Origin of the sequence: Agrobacterium rosae (assembly GCF_002915175.1) — a bacterium.
Classification (GTDB): Bacteria; Pseudomonadota; Alphaproteobacteria; order Rhizobiales; family Rhizobiaceae; genus Agrobacterium; species Agrobacterium rosae.
Genome location: NZ_NXEJ01000001.1, coordinates 451642 through 472902, shown reverse-complemented (window position 1 = coordinate 472902; position 21261 = coordinate 451642). Strand labels below are relative to the sequence as shown.

28 protein-coding genes and 3 tRNA genes are annotated in these 21261 nt (G+C 55.5%); 1 reads left to right on the top strand and 30 read right to left on the bottom strand.

Going from position 1 to position 21261, the window contains the following annotated elements; all coding sequences use genetic code 11:
* Window positions 1–769: 769 nt before the first annotated feature.
* From CPJ18_RS02510 to CPJ18_RS02440, 17 genes are all read right to left on the bottom strand, one after another.
* The gene (locus tag CPJ18_RS02510) at window positions 770–1225 is read right to left on the bottom strand and encodes a terminase small subunit (protein WP_103656851.1); all 456 of its coding nucleotides are present in this window, start codon (window positions 1223–1225) and stop codon (window positions 770–772) included.
* Between the two features lie 227 nt (window positions 1226–1452).
* Window positions 1453–1770, bottom strand: coding sequence for an HNH endonuclease (locus CPJ18_RS02505; RefSeq protein ID WP_103656850.1), 318 nt, complete (start codon window positions 1768–1770; stop codon window positions 1453–1455).
* A 16-nt stretch (window positions 1771–1786) separates the two neighbouring features.
* Window positions 1787–1864, bottom strand: a tRNA-Pro gene (locus CPJ18_RS02500).
* Window positions 1865–1869: 5 nt separating this feature from the next.
* Window positions 1870–1945 (bottom strand) — tRNA-Thr (locus CPJ18_RS02495).
* 5 nt (window positions 1946–1950) lie between these two features.
* Window positions 1951–2024, bottom strand: a tRNA-Ala gene (locus CPJ18_RS26735).
* Between the two features lie 311 nt (window positions 2025–2335).
* Complete coding sequence (locus CPJ18_RS02490; protein WP_103656849.1) at window positions 2336–3271, bottom strand: hypothetical protein; 936 nt, start codon at window positions 3269–3271, stop codon at window positions 2336–2338.
* Window positions 3268–3777, bottom strand: coding sequence for a GIY-YIG nuclease family protein (locus tag CPJ18_RS02485; protein ID WP_146258640.1), 510 nt, complete (start codon window positions 3775–3777; stop codon window positions 3268–3270). Before CPJ18_RS02485 ends, CPJ18_RS02490 begins: the two co-directional genes overlap by 4 nt.
* A gap of 1 nt (window position 3778) precedes the next feature.
* Window positions 3779–4255 carry a VRR-NUC domain-containing protein gene (locus CPJ18_RS02480; protein WP_103656847.1) on the bottom strand — a complete coding sequence of 159 codons (477 nt, stop codon included), beginning with the start codon at window positions 4253–4255 and terminating at the stop codon, window positions 3779–3781.
* Window positions 4256–4604: 349 nt separating this feature from the next.
* Window positions 4605–5411: a hypothetical protein gene (locus CPJ18_RS02475; RefSeq protein WP_146258639.1), complete on the bottom strand. Its 807-nt coding sequence runs from the start codon at window positions 5409–5411 to the stop codon at window positions 4605–4607.
* A 227-nt stretch (window positions 5412–5638) separates the two neighbouring features.
* Window positions 5639–5830 carry a YegP family protein gene (locus tag CPJ18_RS02470; RefSeq protein ID WP_103656965.1) on the bottom strand — a complete coding sequence of 64 codons (192 nt, stop codon included), beginning with the start codon at window positions 5828–5830 and terminating at the stop codon, window positions 5639–5641.
* A gap of 369 nt (window positions 5831–6199) precedes the next feature.
* Window positions 6200–8410 carry a bifunctional DNA primase/polymerase gene (locus tag CPJ18_RS02465; protein ID WP_103656845.1) on the bottom strand — a complete coding sequence of 737 codons (2211 nt, stop codon included), beginning with the start codon at window positions 8408–8410 and terminating at the stop codon, window positions 6200–6202.
* Window positions 8394–9596, bottom strand: coding sequence for a DNA cytosine methyltransferase (locus CPJ18_RS02460; protein ID WP_103656964.1), 1203 nt, complete (start codon window positions 9594–9596; stop codon window positions 8394–8396). The genes CPJ18_RS02465 and CPJ18_RS02460 overlap by 17 nt, the downstream gene beginning before the upstream one ends.
* 11 nt (window positions 9597–9607) lie before the next feature.
* A complete protein-coding gene (locus CPJ18_RS02455; protein ID WP_103656963.1) occupies window positions 9608–9979 on the bottom strand; it encodes a hypothetical protein in 372 nt (123 codons plus the stop codon).
* Complete coding sequence (locus CPJ18_RS02450) at window positions 9976–10209, bottom strand: hypothetical protein (RefSeq protein ID WP_103656844.1); 234 nt, start codon at window positions 10207–10209, stop codon at window positions 9976–9978. Before CPJ18_RS02450 ends, CPJ18_RS02455 begins: the two co-directional genes overlap by 4 nt.
* The gene (locus CPJ18_RS26730; RefSeq protein ID WP_167397813.1) at window positions 10206–10352 is read right to left on the bottom strand and encodes a hypothetical protein; all 147 of its coding nucleotides are present in this window, start codon (window positions 10350–10352) and stop codon (window positions 10206–10208) included. The genes CPJ18_RS02450 and CPJ18_RS26730 overlap by 4 nt, the downstream gene beginning before the upstream one ends.
* On the bottom strand, window positions 10349–11149 hold the full coding sequence (locus CPJ18_RS02445) for a DNA-methyltransferase (RefSeq protein WP_197710890.1): 801 nt from the start codon (window positions 11147–11149) through the stop codon (window positions 10349–10351). Before CPJ18_RS02445 ends, CPJ18_RS26730 begins: the two co-directional genes overlap by 4 nt.
* A gap of 53 nt (window positions 11150–11202) precedes the next feature.
* Window positions 11203–11667, bottom strand: coding sequence for a hypothetical protein (locus CPJ18_RS02440; RefSeq protein ID WP_103656843.1), 465 nt, complete (start codon window positions 11665–11667; stop codon window positions 11203–11205).
* A 121-nt stretch (window positions 11668–11788) separates the two neighbouring features.
* On the opposite strand from CPJ18_RS02440, the gene CPJ18_RS02435 reads away from it, so the two are divergent.
* Window positions 11789–12046 carry a hypothetical protein gene (locus CPJ18_RS02435; protein ID WP_103656842.1) on the top strand — a complete coding sequence of 86 codons (258 nt, stop codon included), beginning with the start codon at window positions 11789–11791 and terminating at the stop codon, window positions 12044–12046.
* An 81-nt stretch (window positions 12047–12127) separates the two neighbouring features.
* On the opposite strand, the gene CPJ18_RS02430 is transcribed toward CPJ18_RS02435, so the two are convergent.
* The 13 genes from CPJ18_RS02430 to dnaN all read right to left on the bottom strand — a co-directional run bounded on the left by CPJ18_RS02430 (window position 12128) and on the right by dnaN (window position 21255).
* Complete coding sequence (locus CPJ18_RS02430; RefSeq protein ID WP_103656841.1) at window positions 12128–12652, bottom strand: hypothetical protein; 525 nt, start codon at window positions 12650–12652, stop codon at window positions 12128–12130.
* Window positions 12649–13587 (bottom strand): hypothetical protein, encoded by a 939-nt coding sequence (locus CPJ18_RS02425; RefSeq protein WP_146258638.1) that lies wholly within the window; start codon window positions 13585–13587, stop codon window positions 12649–12651. Before CPJ18_RS02425 ends, CPJ18_RS02430 begins: the two co-directional genes overlap by 4 nt.
* Entirely contained in the window at window positions 13584–14105 is a 522-nt protein-coding gene (locus CPJ18_RS02420; protein ID WP_103656839.1) for a siphovirus Gp157 family protein, read from the bottom strand. Before CPJ18_RS02420 ends, CPJ18_RS02425 begins: the two co-directional genes overlap by 4 nt.
* Window positions 14102–14350, bottom strand: a complete 249-nt coding sequence (locus CPJ18_RS02415) for a hypothetical protein (RefSeq protein ID WP_103656838.1) — start codon at window positions 14348–14350, stop codon at window positions 14102–14104. The genes CPJ18_RS02420 and CPJ18_RS02415 overlap by 4 nt, the downstream gene beginning before the upstream one ends.
* Window positions 14347–14799, bottom strand: a complete 453-nt coding sequence (locus CPJ18_RS02410; RefSeq protein WP_103656837.1) for a hypothetical protein — start codon at window positions 14797–14799, stop codon at window positions 14347–14349. Before CPJ18_RS02410 ends, CPJ18_RS02415 begins: the two co-directional genes overlap by 4 nt.
* A 44-nt stretch (window positions 14800–14843) precedes the next feature.
* Window positions 14844–15461 (bottom strand): hypothetical protein, encoded by a 618-nt coding sequence (locus CPJ18_RS02405; RefSeq protein ID WP_103656836.1) that lies wholly within the window; start codon window positions 15459–15461, stop codon window positions 14844–14846.
* A 41-nt stretch (window positions 15462–15502) separates the two neighbouring features.
* On the bottom strand, window positions 15503–16084 hold the full coding sequence (locus CPJ18_RS02400; protein WP_103656835.1) for a hypothetical protein: 582 nt from the start codon (window positions 16082–16084) through the stop codon (window positions 15503–15505).
* Window positions 16085–16101: 17 nt separating this feature from the next.
* A complete protein-coding gene (locus tag CPJ18_RS02395; RefSeq protein WP_146258637.1) occupies window positions 16102–16662 on the bottom strand; it encodes a hypothetical protein in 561 nt (186 codons plus the stop codon).
* 77 nt (window positions 16663–16739) lie between these two features.
* Entirely contained in the window at window positions 16740–18449 is a 1710-nt protein-coding gene (locus CPJ18_RS02390; RefSeq protein ID WP_103656833.1) for a DEAD/DEAH box helicase, read from the bottom strand.
* Window positions 18450–18965 (bottom strand): sigma-70 family RNA polymerase sigma factor, encoded by a 516-nt coding sequence (locus CPJ18_RS02385; protein WP_103656832.1) that lies wholly within the window; start codon window positions 18963–18965, stop codon window positions 18450–18452. It abuts the gene before it with no gap.
* 21 nt (window positions 18966–18986) lie between these two features.
* Entirely contained in the window at window positions 18987–19916 is a 930-nt protein-coding gene (locus tag CPJ18_RS02380) for a PDDEXK family nuclease (protein ID WP_103656831.1), read from the bottom strand.
* Complete coding sequence (locus CPJ18_RS02375; RefSeq protein ID WP_103656830.1) at window positions 19916–20203, bottom strand: hypothetical protein; 288 nt, start codon at window positions 20201–20203, stop codon at window positions 19916–19918. Before CPJ18_RS02375 ends, CPJ18_RS02380 begins: the two co-directional genes overlap by 1 nt.
* Entirely contained in the window at window positions 20203–21255 is a 1053-nt protein-coding gene (gene dnaN, locus CPJ18_RS02370; RefSeq protein WP_103656829.1) for a DNA polymerase III subunit beta, read from the bottom strand. The genes CPJ18_RS02375 and dnaN overlap by 1 nt, the downstream gene beginning before the upstream one ends.
* Window positions 21256–21261: the final 6 nt, after the last annotated feature.

The following is a 21261-nucleotide window of genomic DNA, read 5'->3' as shown; positions in this document are numbered from 1 at the left end:
TCAACGTCCCAATCGGCGGCATTATGCCAGCCCATGCCGTTGGTGAACTGCCTCTCAATATGCCTGGCTAGATCGGACGGTTCGTAACCGAGAATATCGAATGTTTTTCCACTCTTTGCGGATCCGACGTTATTGATCGCCCTGCGTATGTGCCAAGATAGGCGGCGACGCAGTCTTGTTTTTGGGTCAATAAGTCGCCTTCGCTGACCATCTCGCCTGTACTCAGGCGTGTTCGATACAGGTCTTTCCTGTTTGCAAGAGAGTCCCATCATCGAGGCAGCCTCTCGCTGAAGACAGCCGCACGATCTAGTGTTTGACTTTGTTAAGTTTCCAGTCGTGACATTGGCGTGAGCGCCGCATTCGCATCTACACAGCCAAACTACGTGGTCGTTTTTGTTTGAGAACAAACGCTCGACAACGGTTAGCCTGCCGAATTGCTGGCCAATGAGATCAATGTGATTTCGACGATCAAGGGCTTCTCTCCGCAAGCAACCGCATGAGGCGGTGTTCCCGCTGTTAAGATTTCCAGATACGGCCACCGCCGTACCGCCACAATCGCAAACGCATCGCCATTGCATAAGCCCACGACTGTTTGGTCCAATCTTCTCTACGACCGACAAAAGCCCATACCTGACACCCGTCAAGTCTCTGAAAGTTCCCACAGCAAGTACCCCTCTCGCTATCCAGATTTGGCGCTCGGCAGGCGGCTGGATGACCGCTTTTCAGGGGCGACCCTAGCCGAGCTATTCTTTATTTTATGAGCCATCGATTAGGCTAGCAGGTCATCGTCCGTGCTTGCGCCCGCCTCAATCTCTTTTGCGGTGTCGCGTCGCTTGGCTGAGTCCCTCGCTTCGCCTTGGATGGCTCTGGCGTGAAGCGCCAGTGATCGGCGAAAAGAAAGAATTGTTGATGCGTGCATTTGGACCAGTGACTTCCTCGGCGATACGACAGGCGTGCCTTTCTCGCTGTACGCCACCGACCCTTCGCTGCGCAAAAGGTCTTGCTCACGCACCAGGTCGGCCATTGTGCGAGCCAGCATCGCTGCGATCTCAAGCTGATGTGCGGACCATTCAGCGCGTGCGTATTCCGCAATCACGTTCTTGAAAAACGGTACGTCGCCCTCTTCGAGAGGGACGTTTTCGGGAAAGGTGATTTCCTCAGCGACCGCAGAGGCAATCCTCACGGCCTCAGCCACGCTATCTACGCGGCTTTTCTTATCAGACATGCCGAATCCCCTCGCGCACGCGCGCTTGCGCGCACGCTAGGCAAAAAACTGTGTTTGGATTAACGTTGCATTCCCCCGACGGTCCCTGGCCGGGTCGATCGTCGACTTTGCGACCACCCCCCCCAATCGGGCAAACTCTCCATTTTATCGCATATTTGAAAGCATGTCAACACTTACTTTCGATATTATTGAATAAAATCAAATGTTTTTCGATGTTTCTTCGAGTGTTACGTTAGCTCCACCGGATATCCATCAACGCCAATGACCACAGCCTGCTGGCCTCGCTCAATGCGAGCCTTAAGCTTGTCGTGACATGGAGCGCACAACGACTGCAGATTGCCTGGGTCGTAGAACAAGTCTTCGTCGCCCTTGTGCGGCTTGACGTGGTCACACGTCGTCGCCTCTGTCACATCCTCGATAGCCAAGCAGAAGCGACAAAGCGGCTCAGCAGTAAGTTGGGCCTCACGCAATCGCTGCCATCTGGCAGTCTTGTACATGCGACGGTAGAGAGCGGCTTCGGCTGAACGGCCGTTGGGTTTGGGCATTGTGTTGCCTGTTAATTGGTCTGCGTGGCTGGATTCGAACCAGCGGCTCCCGCAGTCCAGGTGCGGTACTCTGACCAGACTGAGCTACACACAGATGAATGGTGCCGGCAGAAGGAATTGAACCCACGACATCCTCGTTACAAAGGAGGCGCTCTACCTACTGAGCTATACCGGCGTGATTGGTGGAGCGTGTCGGAATCGAACCGACCGGCAGCAATCTTGCAAGGATTACCCGCTTACCCAGAGCACGTCCCATTGAAACTCAAAGCGACCCGCTCAACCACTTAAGGGAACGGGCCGCACGATCACCATGCAAGCGGAGGAGAACGCGCATGGGATTGGTTGCGCCACGATAGCGCAGTGTGGATCCCGACCAAGCACCACGCGTCCGTGGTGCACGCCTGTTAATTCAGGGCCAAGCTTGCAAGCAGAGGATTGGGTCGGCCATAGTTAGCCCCGGCTCATCTCTGGCCGAGGCTCTGTCGCAACATCAGTGCGTCCAGAAAGGTGTGGAGCCTTTTCGACCCCTTCACCTATACAGGTGGTGAGAACGCCTTTTTCCTACCTATGAAGCGTATTTTTTAATCGCTGCCATTAGATTATCGTTCGCAGCAATCAGTGCTCGCCTTCCGCCGTTCTTTTTGTCGGCATACTGCCGAGACTGACCAGCCGCCGCACCAACATCCGCAAACGTTTTAGCGGTTCTTGCTGCTTCAATCACGGCCCTATCCTTGGCACCCAGTCCGTCCACCCACACAAACCACTCCTTGCGATCTTCTCTCAACGTCGCAATGTCGGACCATGCCTGCGACCCACTACTGCCAGTGCAGACCTTCACCATGCCGGGGAACAGATGAGCAAGATTGGTTGGCGATGCTGGAAAACCGTCTTCGATTTTCTTGACTACAGGCATGACCTTCGTTCCCGCAATTGCGTCGGCAAGCCACTGGCGTTCTTCGGCTTTCGTCTTCGGCCCTGTTCTGTCTTTTCGCTTCGTACGCTTCACTGGTTTTGATCTTAGCGCCTTGAACAGACCGGCAGGGCGAAAGTCTGTTTCCTTTCCAGAGAAGTAGTTTCTCGTGCTGGTGGCGTCCTCAGGGTTCTCGTCGCCACCCCTCTGCACCCGTTCCTTGTCAGTCGTTCCTAGCATGCCGCCTGGGGGGACAACGAACTGGTGAGCAACGACCTCTCCGTCCACAGTCACCTTGAACCCTTGCTCTGTCTGGGTTCCATCACTGAACCGAAGCGAACCCCAACGAACCGTCTGTCCACGTTCGTTTTTAACTTCATCAGAGTTCAGGACCTGCCTCATTATCTCGCCGGTAGACGGGGAAATGTCCCAAAGCTTATCCACCTTCAAACCCTCAATGTCCTCTGGATTGTTGTCGTTCGCGACGGTGGTCGACCAATTCGTCTGTAGGGGCTCAGGTATATGGTCAGGCTCTGTTACGGCGCGACGAATGGCTGCAAGTTGCTCGGCTAGAGATGCGTGTCTGGTCATGCTTCGATCCCCTTCGTTGATGGCGTGATGGCGACGTAGTCGATGTTCATTTCGTCGAGCACTTTGACAATTAGCGTGTGTGCTTGGACAACATTGCAGGCAAACCATTCCCCCATAAGCCTGCCGCATGACGCTGCTAATTCGTGCGATCGTCGCTCTAAATCTTCTGCATCTCTGCCTCGGTCTACCCAGAATACCCTGTGAAGGAACAACTCGTAAGGATTGCCTGTCTGGATTCGGGAAAGCCTGCTGGACGGACAATACGCTCGACCAATCTTCGTCACTTTCCCTTCGATATCCGAAACGACGTAGACGGCATGGGCGCTCTTCTCGATGTTATCGTTTGCAGCCAGCATCTTTCTTGATCTTCGGGCTAAAACTCGAACGTCGTGAAGTGGATTCTCGTATTTTCTATCCAGTGAACTTCGTTGCTCAGGTGCCTCCCATTTGATGTTTCCATCTCCGATGACGAGTACATTTGGCACCCCAATCCCCCGAATGGCCAAATCAAGCCTCCTCTCGGTTGTCGTTGTCAGCGAGCCACTGGCGCACCAGCGTCACCGCCTTGCTCGCCGCCTCGACAGTGGACGTGAACCGCACCACATCGACAATGTGCCCCAGCTTGGCCAGCGAAGCGTGGCGATCGACTTGCGCCGGGGACAGCCGACCTTTGCCGACCTTGTTCTCGATCATCCGCAACTGGCCGCCCTTAAGATAAATCCGAAGGTCAGCTTCCCCTGGCGTCATACCGGTCGCAATAGCGTCGGCTTGAGCACGTGGTCCGCGCTTGGCGCTGTTCATGTCGCCAGCCAACAGGAACTGCCTGCCGAACTCTGGCAGGGCTCGCAGCGCACGCACCTGGGCAGACTGTCCTTCGCTTTCCTTGATCGGGGCGTCGTTGACGCTTACCTTGCCCTTGGCCGAAGTGCGGATAACGACGCGCTTGCCGTTGATGCGTGTCGTCTGGCTGGTGGCTTTGCGCATGCGTGTTACCCTCCGTTTGGTCTCAGAGGTATTTTAGGTTTTTCGTCGGAAAATGCCGTGGGGTGATGTGAAATAAATTTTGGCGGTGCAATCAGGTTGTATCGCAGTTGCGCGTCTGCACGATGCACGGTGCCCGAATAAAACTCTTCATCAACCGTGCAGCCAGCACACCGCCCTGCACGGTTGCACGAGTGGGGGTATATATAAATATATACTCCCCTAAACGTGCAAGAACCGGGCAGAGCTGTGCAGGTGTGAACGCCCAGCAAGTGCACAGATAATGCACGGATAAAATTCCTCTATCCGGGCGGTATCAGGAGTTGTGTTGGCGCAATAAAAGGGTTGTGACCTATTCAGGTTCCAGCATACTTAGTAGCGATCCAGGGCTAGTCACGAAACATGTTATTGGATCAAGAATATTGGGTATCGGAATGCCGAATCTTTCAGGAGTGCTTGTCGCAAAGAAGAAGATATGCAGGTTTCTGTGAAGCCCTACCAGCCCCGCAGTTATTGTTTTTTTGTCGGTGTTGAACCGGTACGCAAACTGATCCCATACAGTGAACTCTCCTTGCTTTAATTCGCCTTGACCTGGCAGTATATTCAACATCGCATGAGCGTGTTCTTCAGAAAGCCCGTGATTTGTATACCATGCCGCTTGAACGATCCCGCAATCTGGTAGGGCGGACCCAGTATGCTCATAGAAAAGCGCCATCGCAATTTTTGCTGAAAAAACGTTCATATGTCTTACGAAATTGGCGCCATTCAATCTCATTTCGACGCTTTTAAGCAGAATTCCAGCGCTGTTTTTAAGCAGTACGTTGCGCTTTGGAGTTAGCATAAATTCATGGTGAGCAAGTGGCGCATCCCTCCTGAAGGCCGCAAGCAATTTCTGACCTGCTTGCGAATACAAAAAATCGCCAGGCCCAGACTTGGGTATTCTTGAAATGAATGATGCTGCTGCATCAGCTCCTTTCGTTTTATTGTTACACTCAGTGCAAGATGGGAATGTCAGCCCGTAGGGTCTAATTCTGTTGTTGAACAGCATCAACGGCGGCATGTGCTCCACCGTGGTCGGCTTGCTATTGCAATAGACGCAGCGTTCAGCAGCCTCTACCATTTGCCTTTGTGACAAACGCTTTTGTTTTGCCTCTCCCAATACGCAGCCCCCATTTTACCCAGATTACATCTAGAGTTGTTTTATTAAAATGTGGAGGTCTTTAATTAGCATGTAACAAAAAAGGCCGGGGCGAAACCGCATCGACCTTCCTGTCGCTTGTCATCTTCTGCCAGTACATCCGTGGTCAGTGCGCAAGCTACTTGGCTGTAGGAATGCGCAGAGGCGCGTATGGTTCCTGGTCTGTTGCTTCAACTGCGCCTCTCGGATCAATCGAAATAAAACACTGCCGCGTTCGATGAACCCTGAACGAGAGTGATGCTGTGAGTGCAGTCGCTACGATTGACATAGCTTTCACTGCTTCTAGCGATTTCCTCACCATTCTTTGCGTAGTAAATCCAATACCAGTGGGAGCTTTTATCTTTTTTTTGCTGATAGCAGGGATAAGTAACGTCAGCCATTTTTCGGTCCTCCATTTTTTCGTTCTTACCATTCACTATCAGATTACCGACGCAACATGAGCGTGCAACGCTTGTTTTTATTCAGCCCAATAAAAGTCAACTCAAGGTAACTTTAGATATTGATAATTCTACTTAAAAGCACTCAATAGGCTTAGCCAATTTTGGCAAAAAGGGGGAAAAGATGAGGGTAATTACGATTGCAATAATCGCGTTGATGTCTACGGGTGCAGTAGCAAACGCTGCCTGCAAATATGCGAGTGACACAGCGAGTGATGGATCCAGATGCGGCGGTCGCGCTTCTTCTGAGCGTCCAGGCGGCAAATAATAAAAAAGCGGGCGATACAAAGCCGCCCGCTTCCTCCTATGTACTCACGCCGCCCGCACAAACACTGTCATCTCCCGGCGCACCGGATCCCGCTCTTCCTTCTCGACAAGCGCGCCTTCCTTCATGAGCGCCGTGACCAAGCTGGCCGCTCGCTTCCGCTGCGAAGCGTCGTCCAGGTCTAGACCCACGGCATAGGCCACAGCGTTGCCAACCCAGTTCTTAGCCTTAGGCGACTTCTTGTAATCCGACGATTCCACGGCCGCGAGAATGGCCATCCGCTGGTCGCTGGTGAGCTCGCCGGCAACTTCCTCGGCGCTCGGCCACTGCCATTCCGTCACCACCGGCGCAAAGTCCTGCGGCTTCGCCAACCCTACGCCATTGCCTAGCGGCACACCTTCCAGCTTTCGCCAGTCCAGCTTCGAAGATAGCGGCGTCAGGTTTGACTTGCCGTAGGTCACGCTGAAGAAACCATGCCTGTCGTTTTGATGAAGGCCAGCCTGATCAGCCTGCTCGGTGGACATACGGTTGAGCACCCGCACCGAACGCGCTGCGCCAATCAACGAGACCGCACCGCGGGCATCTTCGACCGTTGCTTCACGATCCGCCACCTTGCGGAGGTGATGGACGATGTCGATTGCGCTATTGGTATAGTCGGCGATCTGAGCCCACAGCTTGGCCACCTTGTCGATGGCACCATTGTCGTTTTCGTTGACACTGTGCGTAGACACAAACGGGTCGACAATCATCACGTCGATCTTGTTTCGCTCAATCTGCTCGACTACAGCCTCAACGATCGGCTGCTGTATGCGCGTGCCGGTCTTCTTGTCGTCCACCGCCACGACCAGCTCTTGCTCACGGCCGCTGTCGAGAAACAGGTGCCCTTCGATGTCCTCCGGCTTCAGCTTGTAATGAATGCAGGCAGCCATGATGCGCCGCTCCATTTCATCGCGCGGATCTTCGGCGTTGAATACCCATACCCGCAGACGTTTCGGCGGCTTTGTGCCCAGGAGTGCCCTACCCGACGACATGGCGAGGCTCTCCGCAAGCGAAAGGCTGGTCTTGCCAAGGCCACCGGGCGACACGGTCACCGAGACATACTTGCGGATCAGGTGCGTGCCGTAAGCGAACTCGCGGCGTGGCAAGGTTTTGGGGTCGATCCATTTGAATGCTGTGGCAACGATCGGGCTCTGCGGCTCGTTGTCGTTTGCTGGCTGGACGTCACTAGTCGGTGACTCAACGGGTATGACGTCCTTTTGCGCCACCACCTGCGCCACGACATCAGCATCCACAGCAGCCGCTTGATCTCTCACCCGTCCCTTCTCTAGCCCACGTTGGATCATACGCGTGATATCGACCAAGCGCGTGTTGTCGTGCGCTGGAAAGTCTGGCTCGGGAATATGGCGCGGATTCTGGATGCCAGCCTTCAAGCCGTTCTCGATGGTCTTGCAGCATCGCGACCAGTCCCTGCCCCAGCCGCGAGCGACGTCCTGCAACAAGGCACGCGCTTCAGCCTCGCCCAACGCACCGGCGCCGACGATGGTCCCGATAGAGAAAGCGGCATCGTTCAGCGCGTTGTTACGGCTTCCCATGGGCGCGCCCGCGAGGTCTGCCAGTTCGCGGTCCACGGCAGCATCGACATAGGCATTGTTTGTCGCCGACGATGGGCTGTACTGCGTATGCGTCGGCGCTGATTTCGGCAGCAGCAGGTCAAGCAACCATGCTGGCGCGTCCGCGATCTCACGCGTGTCGCCAACCCACCGATATGACCGACCGTCTGCCATAACGCTGTCGGCGGCTATGACATATCCACCCTCTGAGCGGATATCGACGCCAGCGCCCAGAGCGCCCCGGTTACGCGTTCCGACAACATATTTGAAGTACACGTGCATGCCGCCGTTCGGGCTTGTCACGCGCGCTGTGTCGGGCAATGGGCCGTGCTCGGCTTCCATCTCGGTCAGCCAGTCAAAGCCGTTTGCGCCGCCAGGCTTGTTGTCGATATCCAGCGCGAAGAATCCTGTCTTCTCGCCGGTCGGCAAGCCCACGGCCGCATCAGCCCAGTCCGACCACCATCTTTCGATGATGCGCGGAAAGCGCGTCGCGCCCTTAAAGCCGTTTGGCGTCAAAGGCGTTTTTTCGCCGAGCGTGAGGATCTCGCCGGTTGCCTGGTCGACGTGCTCCTCGGCATGCGAACGGCATGGAAAGACCGGCCAGCCTTGGGCGACGTAGTATTGCGCTAGTTCAAGCGGCGTTTGCAATGGGTGTCTCCTGATTGTCGTTGGCGACGTCGGCCAAAGCACGCTCCACCCTTAAGATGGCTCGGCCGATGGCTTCAGGGATTTGCGGGCAGACCGCGTCGCCGAAGGCTTCGACGATGAGGCTAGCTGCAACAGTCCCTCGCGGACCGCCGATTGCAATGCGCGACTGAGCCACCCAGCCGGATAACCCATCATCCACCCGTAGGTGATGGGCAAGGCCGCTGTTCCAGTCAGCCCATGGCTCTGTAACAGTTTGGCCAATGCTCTCGCACCCGCCCACTTGTCCGACGCCCGACCTGTCATTGCTCCGTCCATCACGGCATCCATTGTCGGGCTCTTGCGTCGATTGTAGGCTGTACTCCTGGAGTCCAGCCTCTTGTCCCGCTTCGTCGGCGTCGGTAAGGTCTCCAACGCGTATCGAAGAATGTTCGGTGTATCGATCTGCGCCTTCTGTCCGTTCGCCCGCTTCCCTGTCTCGATTGCCTCCTTCGACAAGGTGCGGCCGCCGTTCGGCTTCACTGGCGTCGGCATCAACTGCGGCTTGTTGCTGAAGAACTGATACAGACCAGATTCCTTCATCTGCTTCCTGGCCCCTGATCCGCCTTCCATTCGTATGCCACCTTGCTGTGACTGGGAAACGGGTGTCGGAAGCCGTTCGCGCGTTGAACCCAACAAGCCAGCTTCGCTTTCGCTCGTGATTGGCTCCGACGTCTCCAGCACTAACCACGAATGGCCAGCAGGTGTAGCCGATTGCCGCCAGCGCATCGATGACCCTGTCTGCGCCTCTAGTTCTGAGATTAGAGCTATTTTCAAGAGCGAACCAACGAGGTCGGCATTCGTCGATGAGGCGGACGGCTTCGAAGTAGAGGATGCTGCGCTCGCCGTCGACGCCCTTGCCTTTGGTGTTCGCGCTGCTGATGTCTTGGCACGGCGGGCTGCCGACAATGATGTCGGGAAGTCCAACGCCATCCCGAACAAGTCTGTCTGCGGTAAGGGTTGTGACGTCGTCATAAACAGGAACTCCCGGATTGTTCTGCGAGTAAAGAGCGCGACGCCAGTCTATGACTTCGCAGGCGGCAATGGTCCGATATCCGGCACGGTGCATTCCCAGAGACCAGCCTCCTGCCGCTGCACTGAAGAGGTCGAGAACACGGATCCCGGCGTGATTGTCATTTGCGTGTTGCATGTTGCCCTCCATCAAAACGGCGCCTCGGACAAAGCCGCCCTTAGCCCCCGCGCCGCGCCCTCCCATGCCTCCTTTACGAGCATGCGCTGCATGAGCTCATCGAAGTGCGCAAGGTCCGTCACGCCATGCGACGCGATGTACTCGCCCACCGCATCAACGCCCGCGTCCAAGGCGCGCAGCTCGTAGTCGTCGAGCCGCTCGATCTTCTTGTAATTGTCGATGCCCACGGCGCACCTCCGGCAGATGTAGTGAGGGTCCTGTTTTGGATTAGGATTCACGCCGATACCGAAGGCGTGCATGCCGCAGACAAAGCAGGTGGTGGGATTGTGGTCGGCGTCGACCGTTGGCGTGTGCTGGCGTGGGGTTGTGGGGAGTTTTGTCATGCCTGTGCCTCCGCCCATTTGATCCATGCCATCAGCTTCGTTGCAGGAAAGCTGCGCAGTCGGCTGCCATCATCCTTGACCTGCAACAGGTATCCCCGCGGGAACCTTGCTGGCGGCTTGAAGCCTTTAGGCAAAACCAGCGAAACGCTTGCCTTACTCTCATCCAGACCTAGTTCGCGCGCGCCGGTAAGGCTTGCGGTGCAGGCCTCTTTCATTTCGGCGGGCGTCATGCTGCCACCTTGGCAACATGATGATTATCATTTGCCAGTATTTCCCGGACTCGCTCGGCCGCCCAAGCTTTGTGGTACTCGCCAACCGGGTGGCCCAGCTGTGCAGCCAGTTTCGCAGCAAGATATTCTATCTTGTCTTTCATGCTGCCACCTCAGACTTATCAGAGAAGTTGTCGTTAGCCGCAAACATGTCTGCAGGCTTTTCTGCTTTTCGAGGCAACTCCAGAAACATGTCCCCTTGCGAGTACGCTTTCTCGATACGCTCGCAGGCAACGTCGAAATATTTAGGGTCCAGTTCAATGCCGATGAATTTGCGTCCCATGCGGGCGCAGGCAACACCAGTAGTCCCGCTGCCCATGAACGGGTCCAAAATTGTATCGCCTGGATCGGTGAAGTCTGCGAGTAGCTCGCGCATGAGCGGTAAAGGCTTTTCAGTGAGATGGCGCCCGTCTCGATCGCGCTGGTTCGTGAGGTGAGTGTAGACGCCGCGTTTGCCGCCGGCGTTCCACTTGCTACGCCCTGCTCCGCACCAAGCAAGCGGCATCGATTCATAGCCCATTGCAGGCATCTGGCCGTTGAGTTGCGGGGTGCTGTCTGGCTTCACCCAGATCATGGAACGCTTGTATTTTGCCCCGGCTTCCTCAAGGACATCGCGCCAATCGCCCACTGCTTCGGCCTGACAAAAAAATAGAGTCCATCCAGACGAAAGTCTGGCAGCATGAGCCGCAACGCCACCGCGAAGATCCTCCGTGATGGCGGCAAAATCGAGGTCAGCGTTCACACCTGCCTTGATACTTTTCTGTGTCCGGCGCATCGATCTATGCGCCTCTTTTTCGTAAGGCGGGTCGCCAATGACGTGATCAACGCTTTCTAGTGTTGCCATCACGTCCAGGCAATTTGCGTTATAGAGCACAGCTCCGCCGATGCGTTCAATGCGCATGATAGTCTCCTCAGTTGTGGTGAAGCCGCAGTTGGTAGCTACGGATGTGTTATTTACTTCTTGCTTCGGTTAGTCGCTCGCATATCCCCGAGGTGACGCCACTGTTCCTCATTGGGAAACTGAGCCAGCCATTTTCGCCACCCGTTGTCACCGAAGGACTTCCCAAGTACGCCCGCTGCTTTTTGAGCCGCAGGCGTCAAGTGCTTTTCCCTCGAGTTTCCGACCACGATCATCCCATTGTCCACGTAGGCGAAGTATTCGACCCCATTTTGGCTGAACTTCAATTTCGACCCATGCGGAACTGAAATACCCTTATCGGTCCAGGGGAGACCATCTTTGACCACAGATCCATTGCTTGGATCACTTATCTCGGTAACAATGTGCGCGGGCACGTTTTCATTCGGCTTAATATTCAGAAGCCGTCTTAGGACATCGTTTTCATCCTCATCCAAATTGATCCTTGCGCTAGTTATCGCCTTGAATACGTCGAGATCTATCTTGATGGTCTTTCTAGTCATTTCCCGCCCCTACTGAGGCAGAAAATCTCTCACAGCAGTGAGTGGCAGTAAAGAGTTTACGCCGCGTTGGTGGCGCGGCGGGTGGTGTGGTAGTGTCGCCCGACAATTCGGGAGACTAATTATGGGTGTACCTCTGCCAAAATCGAAGGCGACTCGGACCAGCGGCAATGGGGGCGTCGCCGAAAACGTTTCTGTTTACAATGACGGCGATCACCTCACCTTAGATTTTACGCTTGTGGGCGATCAGCGTGATCAGAGTTTTCGCGTAGCAATCCACCCTGACGACTTCCTGCAGATTGCGCATCAGATGCACAGGGCAAATAAGAAAGCGTTTCTTGCTGGGTTCGCAAAGGCGATATTAGAACAGGACTATCGTTAGCCTTTGATGCCGCCACCGCCGCGATGATGCGCGCAGCCTGAACAGCTGCGCTACCGTGGGCGATCATGTAGGTGGGTTTGGTCATGGCTGCACCATGCCCTTGGCAATCCGATAAACAGGAAAGCTAATTACGTCTCTGTCATGCTTCTCGGCAAACTCCACAGCGCCGCATTTGGTCTCGTGCAGCCAACAAACGGGTTCATCGCCGTATCTTGAAGCTCGAATGCCTGCGATCTTGCTCCGCGTCTGATCCACCGTAAGTATCGGTGTCGGCATGTTCTGCACTTGGTAAAGCCATCCATCGAACAGCTCATACACTGCGTAGCAGGACTGAAGACCCCACCTGATCTCGCGGCCAACTCCTGCGCCGATCGATCCATCGGGAAAGCGCATAAAGGCTAGCCGATCGCATGACTCAACGATCTTTTTGAAATAGTCCATTCCCTCACGATTATAGCCCTCTTGGTGGTGAGGGTGGTCTGGGTTTTCAATTTCAAGATTTGTCCGCGGCCACTGCTCTCGATAGTATTTCTGCAAAGAAGAGAGGGCTTCGGCTTGCTTCTCCGAACCATAGTCCGTAACTGGATGAGCAAAATAGATCTTCATGCTGCCTCCTCATAATCGATTGCACAGCCGCAGCCACTTGTGCCAGGCTCGTATTGGAAGATGAGCTGCGGCTTCTCTTCATTTCGCCTTCGGAATTCGGCCAAAGTCAGTGGCTGTTTTACGTCCGTTCCTATGCGGCTAGACAATATGGATATGTCTTTCCCCAAATACTCACGCAATTTGCGCTCAAACATCTCATCGTAGGCGTATCGCTCCGGCTGCTTGCGCAATCGGTTCTGATAATGTGCATGCCCCGCCTTAATGCAGAAGCCGCCGCAATTGTTGTGCATGTAGTCCATACGATACAGGCGCGGGCGCTCGATTCCAGCAGCAGCAAGGTAGCCAAATGGACCGAAATCGCCCTCTGTGGTGCCAATCAGTGGGGCGTGGTAAGTCCAACCCTCCTTTGCGTGTCGCGCAGCAAGCCTCTCGTATCTGTGCGCCTCATCTGGTCCAATGCCGACACAGAAAACATCTTCATTTTTGTCGGCAACAACGTCGCGCCACGCGTCTATCAACTCCCTCTTGGTTAGGAGAGAGCATGGGTCGACTCGGCTATTTCCAAGAAATCTTTTGTCGCGAAAAACTTCCCAAGGATCTCGACCTTCAACCAACCAAGTTAATTCTGGAATGCTGGACGTTGTTTGGCTTCGGAGGTGGGCAAGGAATTCTCTCCACTCAGGGTTTCCTGCATACGTGGCTATGTCGAAATCGCCCAAAATTCGGTAATCTGGGAAGTCTTCGATGGACGGCACTATGGCCGCCCTGCCAAGCAAATGTGCAACGCCCTCAATGAGGAACCGGTAGCAATCGGCATCCTCATACAAGGTGTCGGCGAAAACGAAGCGGTGCACTTCGTCCGGATGCGCAGTCATATCAACTTTGGCGGCGAGCCAAGAGCCAGCCCCACCACTTACTGAATGATATCTGGTCACGCCACCCTCACCGACAACTGCTCACCCGCATCACCCATCTGCGCACCACGGACCTTCTTGCCAGCCTGCAATGCTTCCTTGATGGCGGTCTTGTCCGGCGATGTCGAAACCCGCACGTAGGCTTTCGGCAATGCTGCTTCGTCGATGATCTCTACCGCAGCAGCCTTCTTGCCGATCGAGATAGTCGCCTCGGCCAGCGGCACGCGTGGCACGCCAGCCGCCTTCAGCAGCTTGAACATCAACCCTCGGCAAGCTTCCTTGCGGCGCTCGGCGCGAGACTTGCGCGCCTGCAAGTCGGAGATGCGACCGGCCACGGCCTTTGCCAGGCTGTCGGCGTCGCGTTCGGTGTTCACGATACGCGTGAGGACGGCGTGGAAGTTGGTTTCGCCTTCCAGCATGTCAGCGCGCAGTTCTTCGTCCGCTTCCAGCTCAGGATAGGCGGCAAGCATGTCGGCGAAAAGCGCTTCGAGGTTGGCGACGTCGGCGGCTAGGAAGTTGTCGTTGGCTGGTTTGGTCATGTGGAGACCTCCGGCTTTATAAAGCGTGGATATGCATATGGGTGGGCGCATCCATCATCAGGGATGATGATGACGAAGTAGTCATCGCCGCTAGACGAGATGCCGGGCATGCCGCCGTTCTCCGCGATGACATGCTCGCGCTTAATGGAAAAGACGTCAGCGGTAGGGAAGAAGCCACGGCCTTCGTATTTCCACTTACCGCTTTCCTTGAAGTATAGGTAGGTGCAATCCTCTTGTCTGGTCATGCTGCGGCTCCGACGTTGAGGACGATTGATTGCAGAATTTCGAGGCTCTCCCTCTGCTTCTTCATCTGATCCTCGAACTCCGCCGTGCGTTGCTGAACAGCTGGCAGAACCTCGTCAGTCAAGAACTGTGCAAACTTCTCGCGGGCCTGAGGTGGAAGTCTTCTGGCCATGTTGAGCATGGCGACACGATCGAACTGGTTGATGCTGGACCCGTTTGCATCGCGCGATTCGAAATCGGCAAACCAAAGGAATGTAAGACCCGCTGGATCGGAAGATTCGATACGAACACCCGTTGGACCGTTAAGGCGATATCCACCGCCAGCCTTGACGTCTGTCACCTTGTCCCATGGAAGGTTTGGGTCATCATCCTCAAGCCAAACGTCGCGCTGGCCAATCGCAAGATAGTGCTCAGCCAGAGCGCAGGCGCGCCTGTACGTTGTTCTGCTCATTCTCAATCTCCTCAATGTGGTGTGGTGGTTCTGCCCGCAGTTGGTCATGCTGCGGCTCCGACGACCCGATAAGCTGTGATCTGATCACGCTTCGGACGATCGCTGTCCCATGCCCAATCGTCAGCGCGCGCAGGTTCTTGATCAGGGCCGAATTCAGCTTGGATTACGACAAGCGTTTCTCCGGATACGGGGCAGTCTCCGCCCTTCCATTCGATCCATCCTTCTGCGGCCTTCTTCTCAGCGGCTTCGATATCGGCGTTGGTGGACATATTCTCAGGGTGGAAACTCGCGACGAATGAAGGGTAGTAGTCATCCGAGTTGTCGGTTCCGACCTCAAGGACGACTTTACCAGTTATGGTATCGATCAGTTCTAGAACATCATCGGTTTCGCCGTATTCCCCCGTCGTGCGATGCCGACCGAGAACTTCGACCGACGGAAACACGTTCTTCATTGTCGCGTCGTTGGCGACGGTTAAGTTGCGCATTGAGCTGCGGTATCCGTCATCGGGGTCTTCAATGGCGATGTAAACGACACCATCCAAGCGAAATCGGCATACCGAGCTATCCTCGTAGCCGTCGCCATAAAGTTCTTTGACTTGCTCGTTGTCGAAGTCGACAGCGTCAAGTCTTCTCTTGCCGATCAAGTCGGTCAATTCAGTCATATCAATCTCCTCAACGTGGTGACGCCATTGGTGTGGCGGTGTTACGGTCTTCTGGCTCCGACGCTCGGCGACTTCGGTCGATTGTGGGCAAGAACGGTGTTTGTCTCCGTCAAGCGAACCAGCAGTCGGCGCGTTTTCTTCTCGGCAACGACGCCCCGATGAAAGTCGAGGCTGGTGAAAGTGGTTATGGCGTTCGAAGCACATTTCGAAACGCGGACGTCAGGTGGGATCTGCTGCACAACTTCAGTCATATCAACGGGATCGCCAACCTCGCACTCTACTGGCTCATTTATGAACTCCGTCAGAGGTCCGTTCATTACGAACAGATGGTGCCGATCCGGCTCGATTCCCGGATGCGGAAACGCGCCGTCAATATGCCAGCCTGGGATGCAGCTATGAACGTCCGGCGTTAGATCCTGAACCTTTACGTCGATTAGTACGCGCCTGAACTCACCAGATATTGGCGTGGCGTCAATTATCCTGCGAACCAAGTCCGTGGTGCGCAAATAGACGTGCTGCACATCTGCATATTTCCAGTCATCGACCGGCCAGTCGCCAATCTCAGGAGTGAACCTGAGATTGGTAACGATCGGCGGACGACTATTGAAGATAATGGTCTTCATGTCGCGGTTCCTGTCAATTAGTAGCCGCAGTCGTATTCACCCGAAAACTTGACGAACTTTCCTTCGATCAAGACGAAAGACACATAGTAATTCGTGCCGTTCTCTTCTTCGACCGTGTCGAAAATCACATCTGTGATGGCGCTCATAATTTCAGCGGAAGGCTCGGCGTAGACGTGACCATGCTCGCGGCAAAGTGCTTCGTTGTGCGCAAGCGCACCTTCGTTGATCACGCGCCTGTATGATGGTTTTTCATAGGAAACTTCGTCCTTCAAGCCATCAATCAGTTCAGAAGGCAGTTCGAAGCCAAGGTATCCATCGTACAGTTCGTCTTCCTTTGCCCTCTTAACGTTGACGAAAAGATCGGCAGAATGCTCGCACGGCTCTCCATCGTTGAAACCGGGCGTGGATCCACGGACGACGATGAGCGAGACTTCTCCTGATTCAGCAATAACGTTCAGAAATGGATCGATCGCAGCTGATCTTGCAGCTTTCGCTTCTTCCTTAAGGCGGGCGATGTTTTCGTTGATTTCGCGAATGGCAGAAACGCTGCTCGTAACAGCCTCATTGATGGCGGTCATTGTAGTCTCCTCTTGGCTTTTGTGGTGCTGGTGGTTTGGTATCATCACGCTAAACCGCTTTTACAAATTTGTCAAGACTAGAAGGGGATCTCGCCCCACTCTTCACTCCCAAAGTTATCATTCGCCGCCGCCTGCCAATTATCATTCGCAGCCCCGACCACATGCCCGACAACATCCCAGTACTTCTGGCGAGGCTTCACGGTGATCTCTACCGTGTCGCGTAGCTCCGACTGGCGCTCGATCCATTCCAGCACTGTCTTTGGGAACGGTCGTGCGCCACCATGCGCAAGCCAGTAGCGATCGGCCTTTGACTTTGGGAAACCCTGATGTTGTGGGCAAATCCATTCGTTGATCGCGGTCGTGCCGACCATGTAGCTGACCTTTACAGACGGTGGCTTATCAGCCTTGCCTTCATGGTAATAAAAGCTGCGCGACGTCACGGTGCGGGGTTCTGGTGCCTGGGTCGATATGATAGGCGCATCGGTGGGCTTCGACTGCAGCTTTGGTGTCTCATCAAATTCGAACTCATGGCCACAGCACCAGCAGACGCGGATAGACGCGTGAAGTTGCTCCTCGCACTGAGGGCAGACTTTGATCGGGGCCGTGCCGTCGCCTTTTGTCGGCTTGGTTGGGACGATCATGTCCACCGGGCCATGCTCACCCACGTTGCCCGCGAAGTCCATGTATCGGCAGTTTGGCTTATCCCCGCCGAAGATAGCGGCTCTGCGCTCTTCAGCGGTTACAGCTTCTGGATCGAAGCCTCGCGGATAAATCACTCGAGTGCCTCGCCCCACGCGCTGCACGTAGCGGCTTGCCGACTTCGTCTTCGCTGCGTCAACGATGAGATCAATACGAGGAACGTTGGTTCCGGTGGACATGACGTTGTCGTTGCATATGCCCCAAATCTCGCCGCGCTTATAGGCTTCTATGATCTTGCGACGCTCGCTCTTTGGCGTCGTGCCCATAATGATTTCGCAAGAGCGTCCAGCGTCGCGAATGATGTCTCGCATGTTCGTCGCGTGCTTCTCTCCGGCGCAGAAAAACAATGCGGTCCTACGATGCGGCTCCGTGTCAAAAACCTCCTCGACAATGCGCTTGTTGAGCCAGTCTTGATCGACAGCCTTCTGCAACGCGCCTTTGGCCAAGTCATTGCCGCGAAGGGGAACGGTCGATGTGTCCTGCTTGGTCGAGGTTTGTTTGGACGTGATAGGTGTCAGATACCCGTCGTCGATACCCTCGCGGATTCCGTAGCTATAGACAGTACGATCAAACAGTCTGTCGTCGCCCTCGTCCAATCGTCCGCTGTCTAAACGGTAGAGCGTGGCTGACAACCCAACGATTTTCATTTCAGGATTTATGGATAGCAGCGCCTGGATGAAAACACGATACATTGTGTTTTCATCATCAGGCACGAGATGCACCTCGTCGATCGCCAGAACGTCGACGTGCCCAATTTCCTTGGCCTTATTCCAAACTGTCTGCAGCTGCGCAAAGAGTATTTGTGCGCGGGAATCGCGTCTTCCTAAAGCTGCGGCGTACAAGCCAACGGGCGCAAAAGGAGCAAGCCCGATCATCTCCTTGAAGTTGGATTCCACAAGTTCCTGAACGTGAACAACATTCAAGAGCCGCATATCAGGCCAGCCGGTGATCATCTCATGAAAAAGTGTGGCAAGCGTCATGCTCTTACCAGTGCCGGTAGCCATGTCGATGAGCGGATGGCCAGCCTCTTCGCGCCAATAATCGAACGTCGCATCCACTGCTTCACGCTGGTAGTATCGGAGAGCCATTCAACCCGCCTCCAACAACGCCGACACCCTCGCCCGCTCACGCTCAACCAACTGCCGAACGCGTTCTCGCCCCAGACCATAGTCGCGGCCGATCTCTTCAAGAGTTTCACCCATGGCGACGCGCAACGTCATGTCGCCTTCCCTGCCTTTCAGCAGTCCTAGGACAGAGGACAGCTCCGCGCTTTCATGTTGGCTGGATTTTGCGCTGCCTGGCAGTTCGCTGAAGGCGGATGTACTGACGACGTTAGCGGTGCGCTTTTGAGTAATGCGGGCCTTAGCCAGCGTCGAGTAGGCGCCGTAGACTGCCCAGTTCGACCACGTCTTGAATGTCTCCATTCGGCAGGTGTGAGCGCGGCGCAGGATATCTGCGACAGCCTCATGCAGAAGCTCCTCGGCGGCATCGTTGGTCTTAGCAAGTCGTCTGGCGTAGCGACGCAGGACCGGCAGCTGCTTTTCCAATGCAGCGTCGAATCCGTCTGGTCGCGGGTGATTATCGTTCGCCGCAATGGGTGGCATACTGGTCTCCTTGTGGTGTGGTCAGGCGTGGGTTGCGCCGTCGACGTAAATTGTGCCATCCCGCAGCACGTAAGTGATTGTCTCGTCCTCTTCCGAGAAGTCCGTCTGTTCGCCAGGCACGAGAGCCGGGATCGTGAGATGCGTAGGGCAGCCTTCCTTCTGCTCGTCGAACGAAATCGGCTTAGCCCATCGTGCGCATGACCAGTGACCATCGCCGCCCATCTCTGGAGAGGAGTGGATGCAGGAACGGCATGTTACGCGTGGCCAAGCGTTCTCCTTGCAGACAGGCTTGTGCTTGCAAAACATGCACTCGAACCAGTCTGGCGCATCGTTGATGCGTGACGGCGGTTCCGGCGAATTGATGACGCGCTCTAACCGCGCGAGCAGGCGCAGGCAGAACTCCGGATCGTGTTCGATGCGCTCGGCGTAGAGACTGTCGTCGTCCTTGCAGCTGACGAGGTATAAGCAGCGCGACAGCCCGAAGGCATGCATTCCGAGCTGGCACTGACCGTAGTGGAGCGGCTTGGCTTCCTTGCAGCCCTTCTTGACGATCTCCTTCATGCCCTTCGCATTGCTGGACTTGAACTCAAGCAGGTGCTCAGTCTTCGGTGCCTCAACGACGCCAATGGCTTTGCCATCGCACTTGCCGCGCACGTGGCCCTGCACCAGCCTGATCTTGTCCTGCTGCCCGTAGACATCGACGCCAATGCGCTCCAGGTCGGCAACGAGCCGGTCTTCCTCGATGTTGCCGGTTTCGAACAATCGAAGCTGACGACCGTGGTGTTTTTCAAGCGGCGAGGCCCATCGGAAGGCGTACCAAAGCGCGCGATCACATGGATTGTTGGCCTCGCCGACGGATATGCCGAGGCTATCCCATGACGAGGCTGCGGCTTCATATGCGGCGTAGATGGCTCTGACTGTGCTGGATTCTGGCTTGGGTAGTGGGGCCATTATGACCCCATCCCAGAAGCAAATAGTGGCGATGACGAAAGGACTGCCTGGTGGCCGCGCTGATCACTCGCCTTGATGTATGTGGTCCAGATTTCTTTGCCATCGCGAGTGACGGGGTGCAGTTCAGAGAGACTGACGTCGACCACCTCTAGCTCGTCGGCATCTGGCTCGTAGTCGTCACGGTTGATTTTCGCTTCAACCAATGCTTCCGCAGCCTCTTGAGTGTCCGCCTCGACCGTCTCGCAACCGCGACCGCTGAAAGTGTAATTCACCATGAACTTGGCCATCAGCTCACCCTCATAGGCATGCAAACGAGCGTAAGCCCCTCAAAGCCATCGGACGTGATCAGCCCCGGCGTGCCGCCATCCTGCAAGGCCAGCTTGACCGGCCCAGACGGCAACACGTTCAGCACGTCGCGGACATAGGCGGCGTTGAAACCGATATCCATCGGTTCGCCGCTGTATTCTGCCTCGACTTCGTCATTCGCCGATGCCTCGCCAGCGGCCACGGCAAGTGCAATGCTACCGGGCGCGATGCTGAACTTCACGGCGCGTCCCTTTTCAAAGGAAACCGTCGACACGCGATCGGACGCCTTCATCAGCGCGTCGCGGTCAACGATCACAACGCGTTCGTTGTTCTTGGGGATAACGCGCTCGTAGTCAGGAAACGTGCCATCGATCAGCTTTGATGTGATGCGCACGTCGTCCGACACGATGCGAATTTTCTGCGGACTGACTGCTACCTGAACTTTGCCCTTTGGCAGTAGGCCGACGGTCTTGCGCGGAACGATGACGCCTTCGAAGGCTGGCAGCTCTGGGCCATAGTGACGGCCGAGACGGTGGCCATCGGTCGCGACAGCTTCGGATTTGCCGCCCTTGAAGAATACGCCCTGAAGGTAATAGCGCGCCTCTTCGCTGGAAATCGCAAACGACACCGGCGCAAATAGTGCAGCCAGATCGATCTCGAATTCAGCATCAAACTTGTCGTCGCCGAGCGTCGGAAAGTCTTCTGCTGACAACGTGGCGAGAGAGAATCGCGAACGCCCAGACTTCACCAGAAGCTTGTCGTCGTCGAGCGTCATTGTGATGTCGCCGGTTGCCTTTCGAGCGATGTCGTTGAGCAGCTTGGCGCTGACGCAGATGTTGCCTGGCTTGATGACCTCGGCTGGTACGCCTGCGGTAGCAATGATGTCGAGGTCGGTGGCCGTGATGGCGAGACCGTCGCCAGCTGCTGCGAGCTGAACGCTCGACAGGATGGGAATGCTAACTCTGCTCTCGACTACCTTCGTCGTGGCAGCAAGCGCACGCGTCAGGTCTTCCTTGTGGATGACAAGGTGCATGGGTGT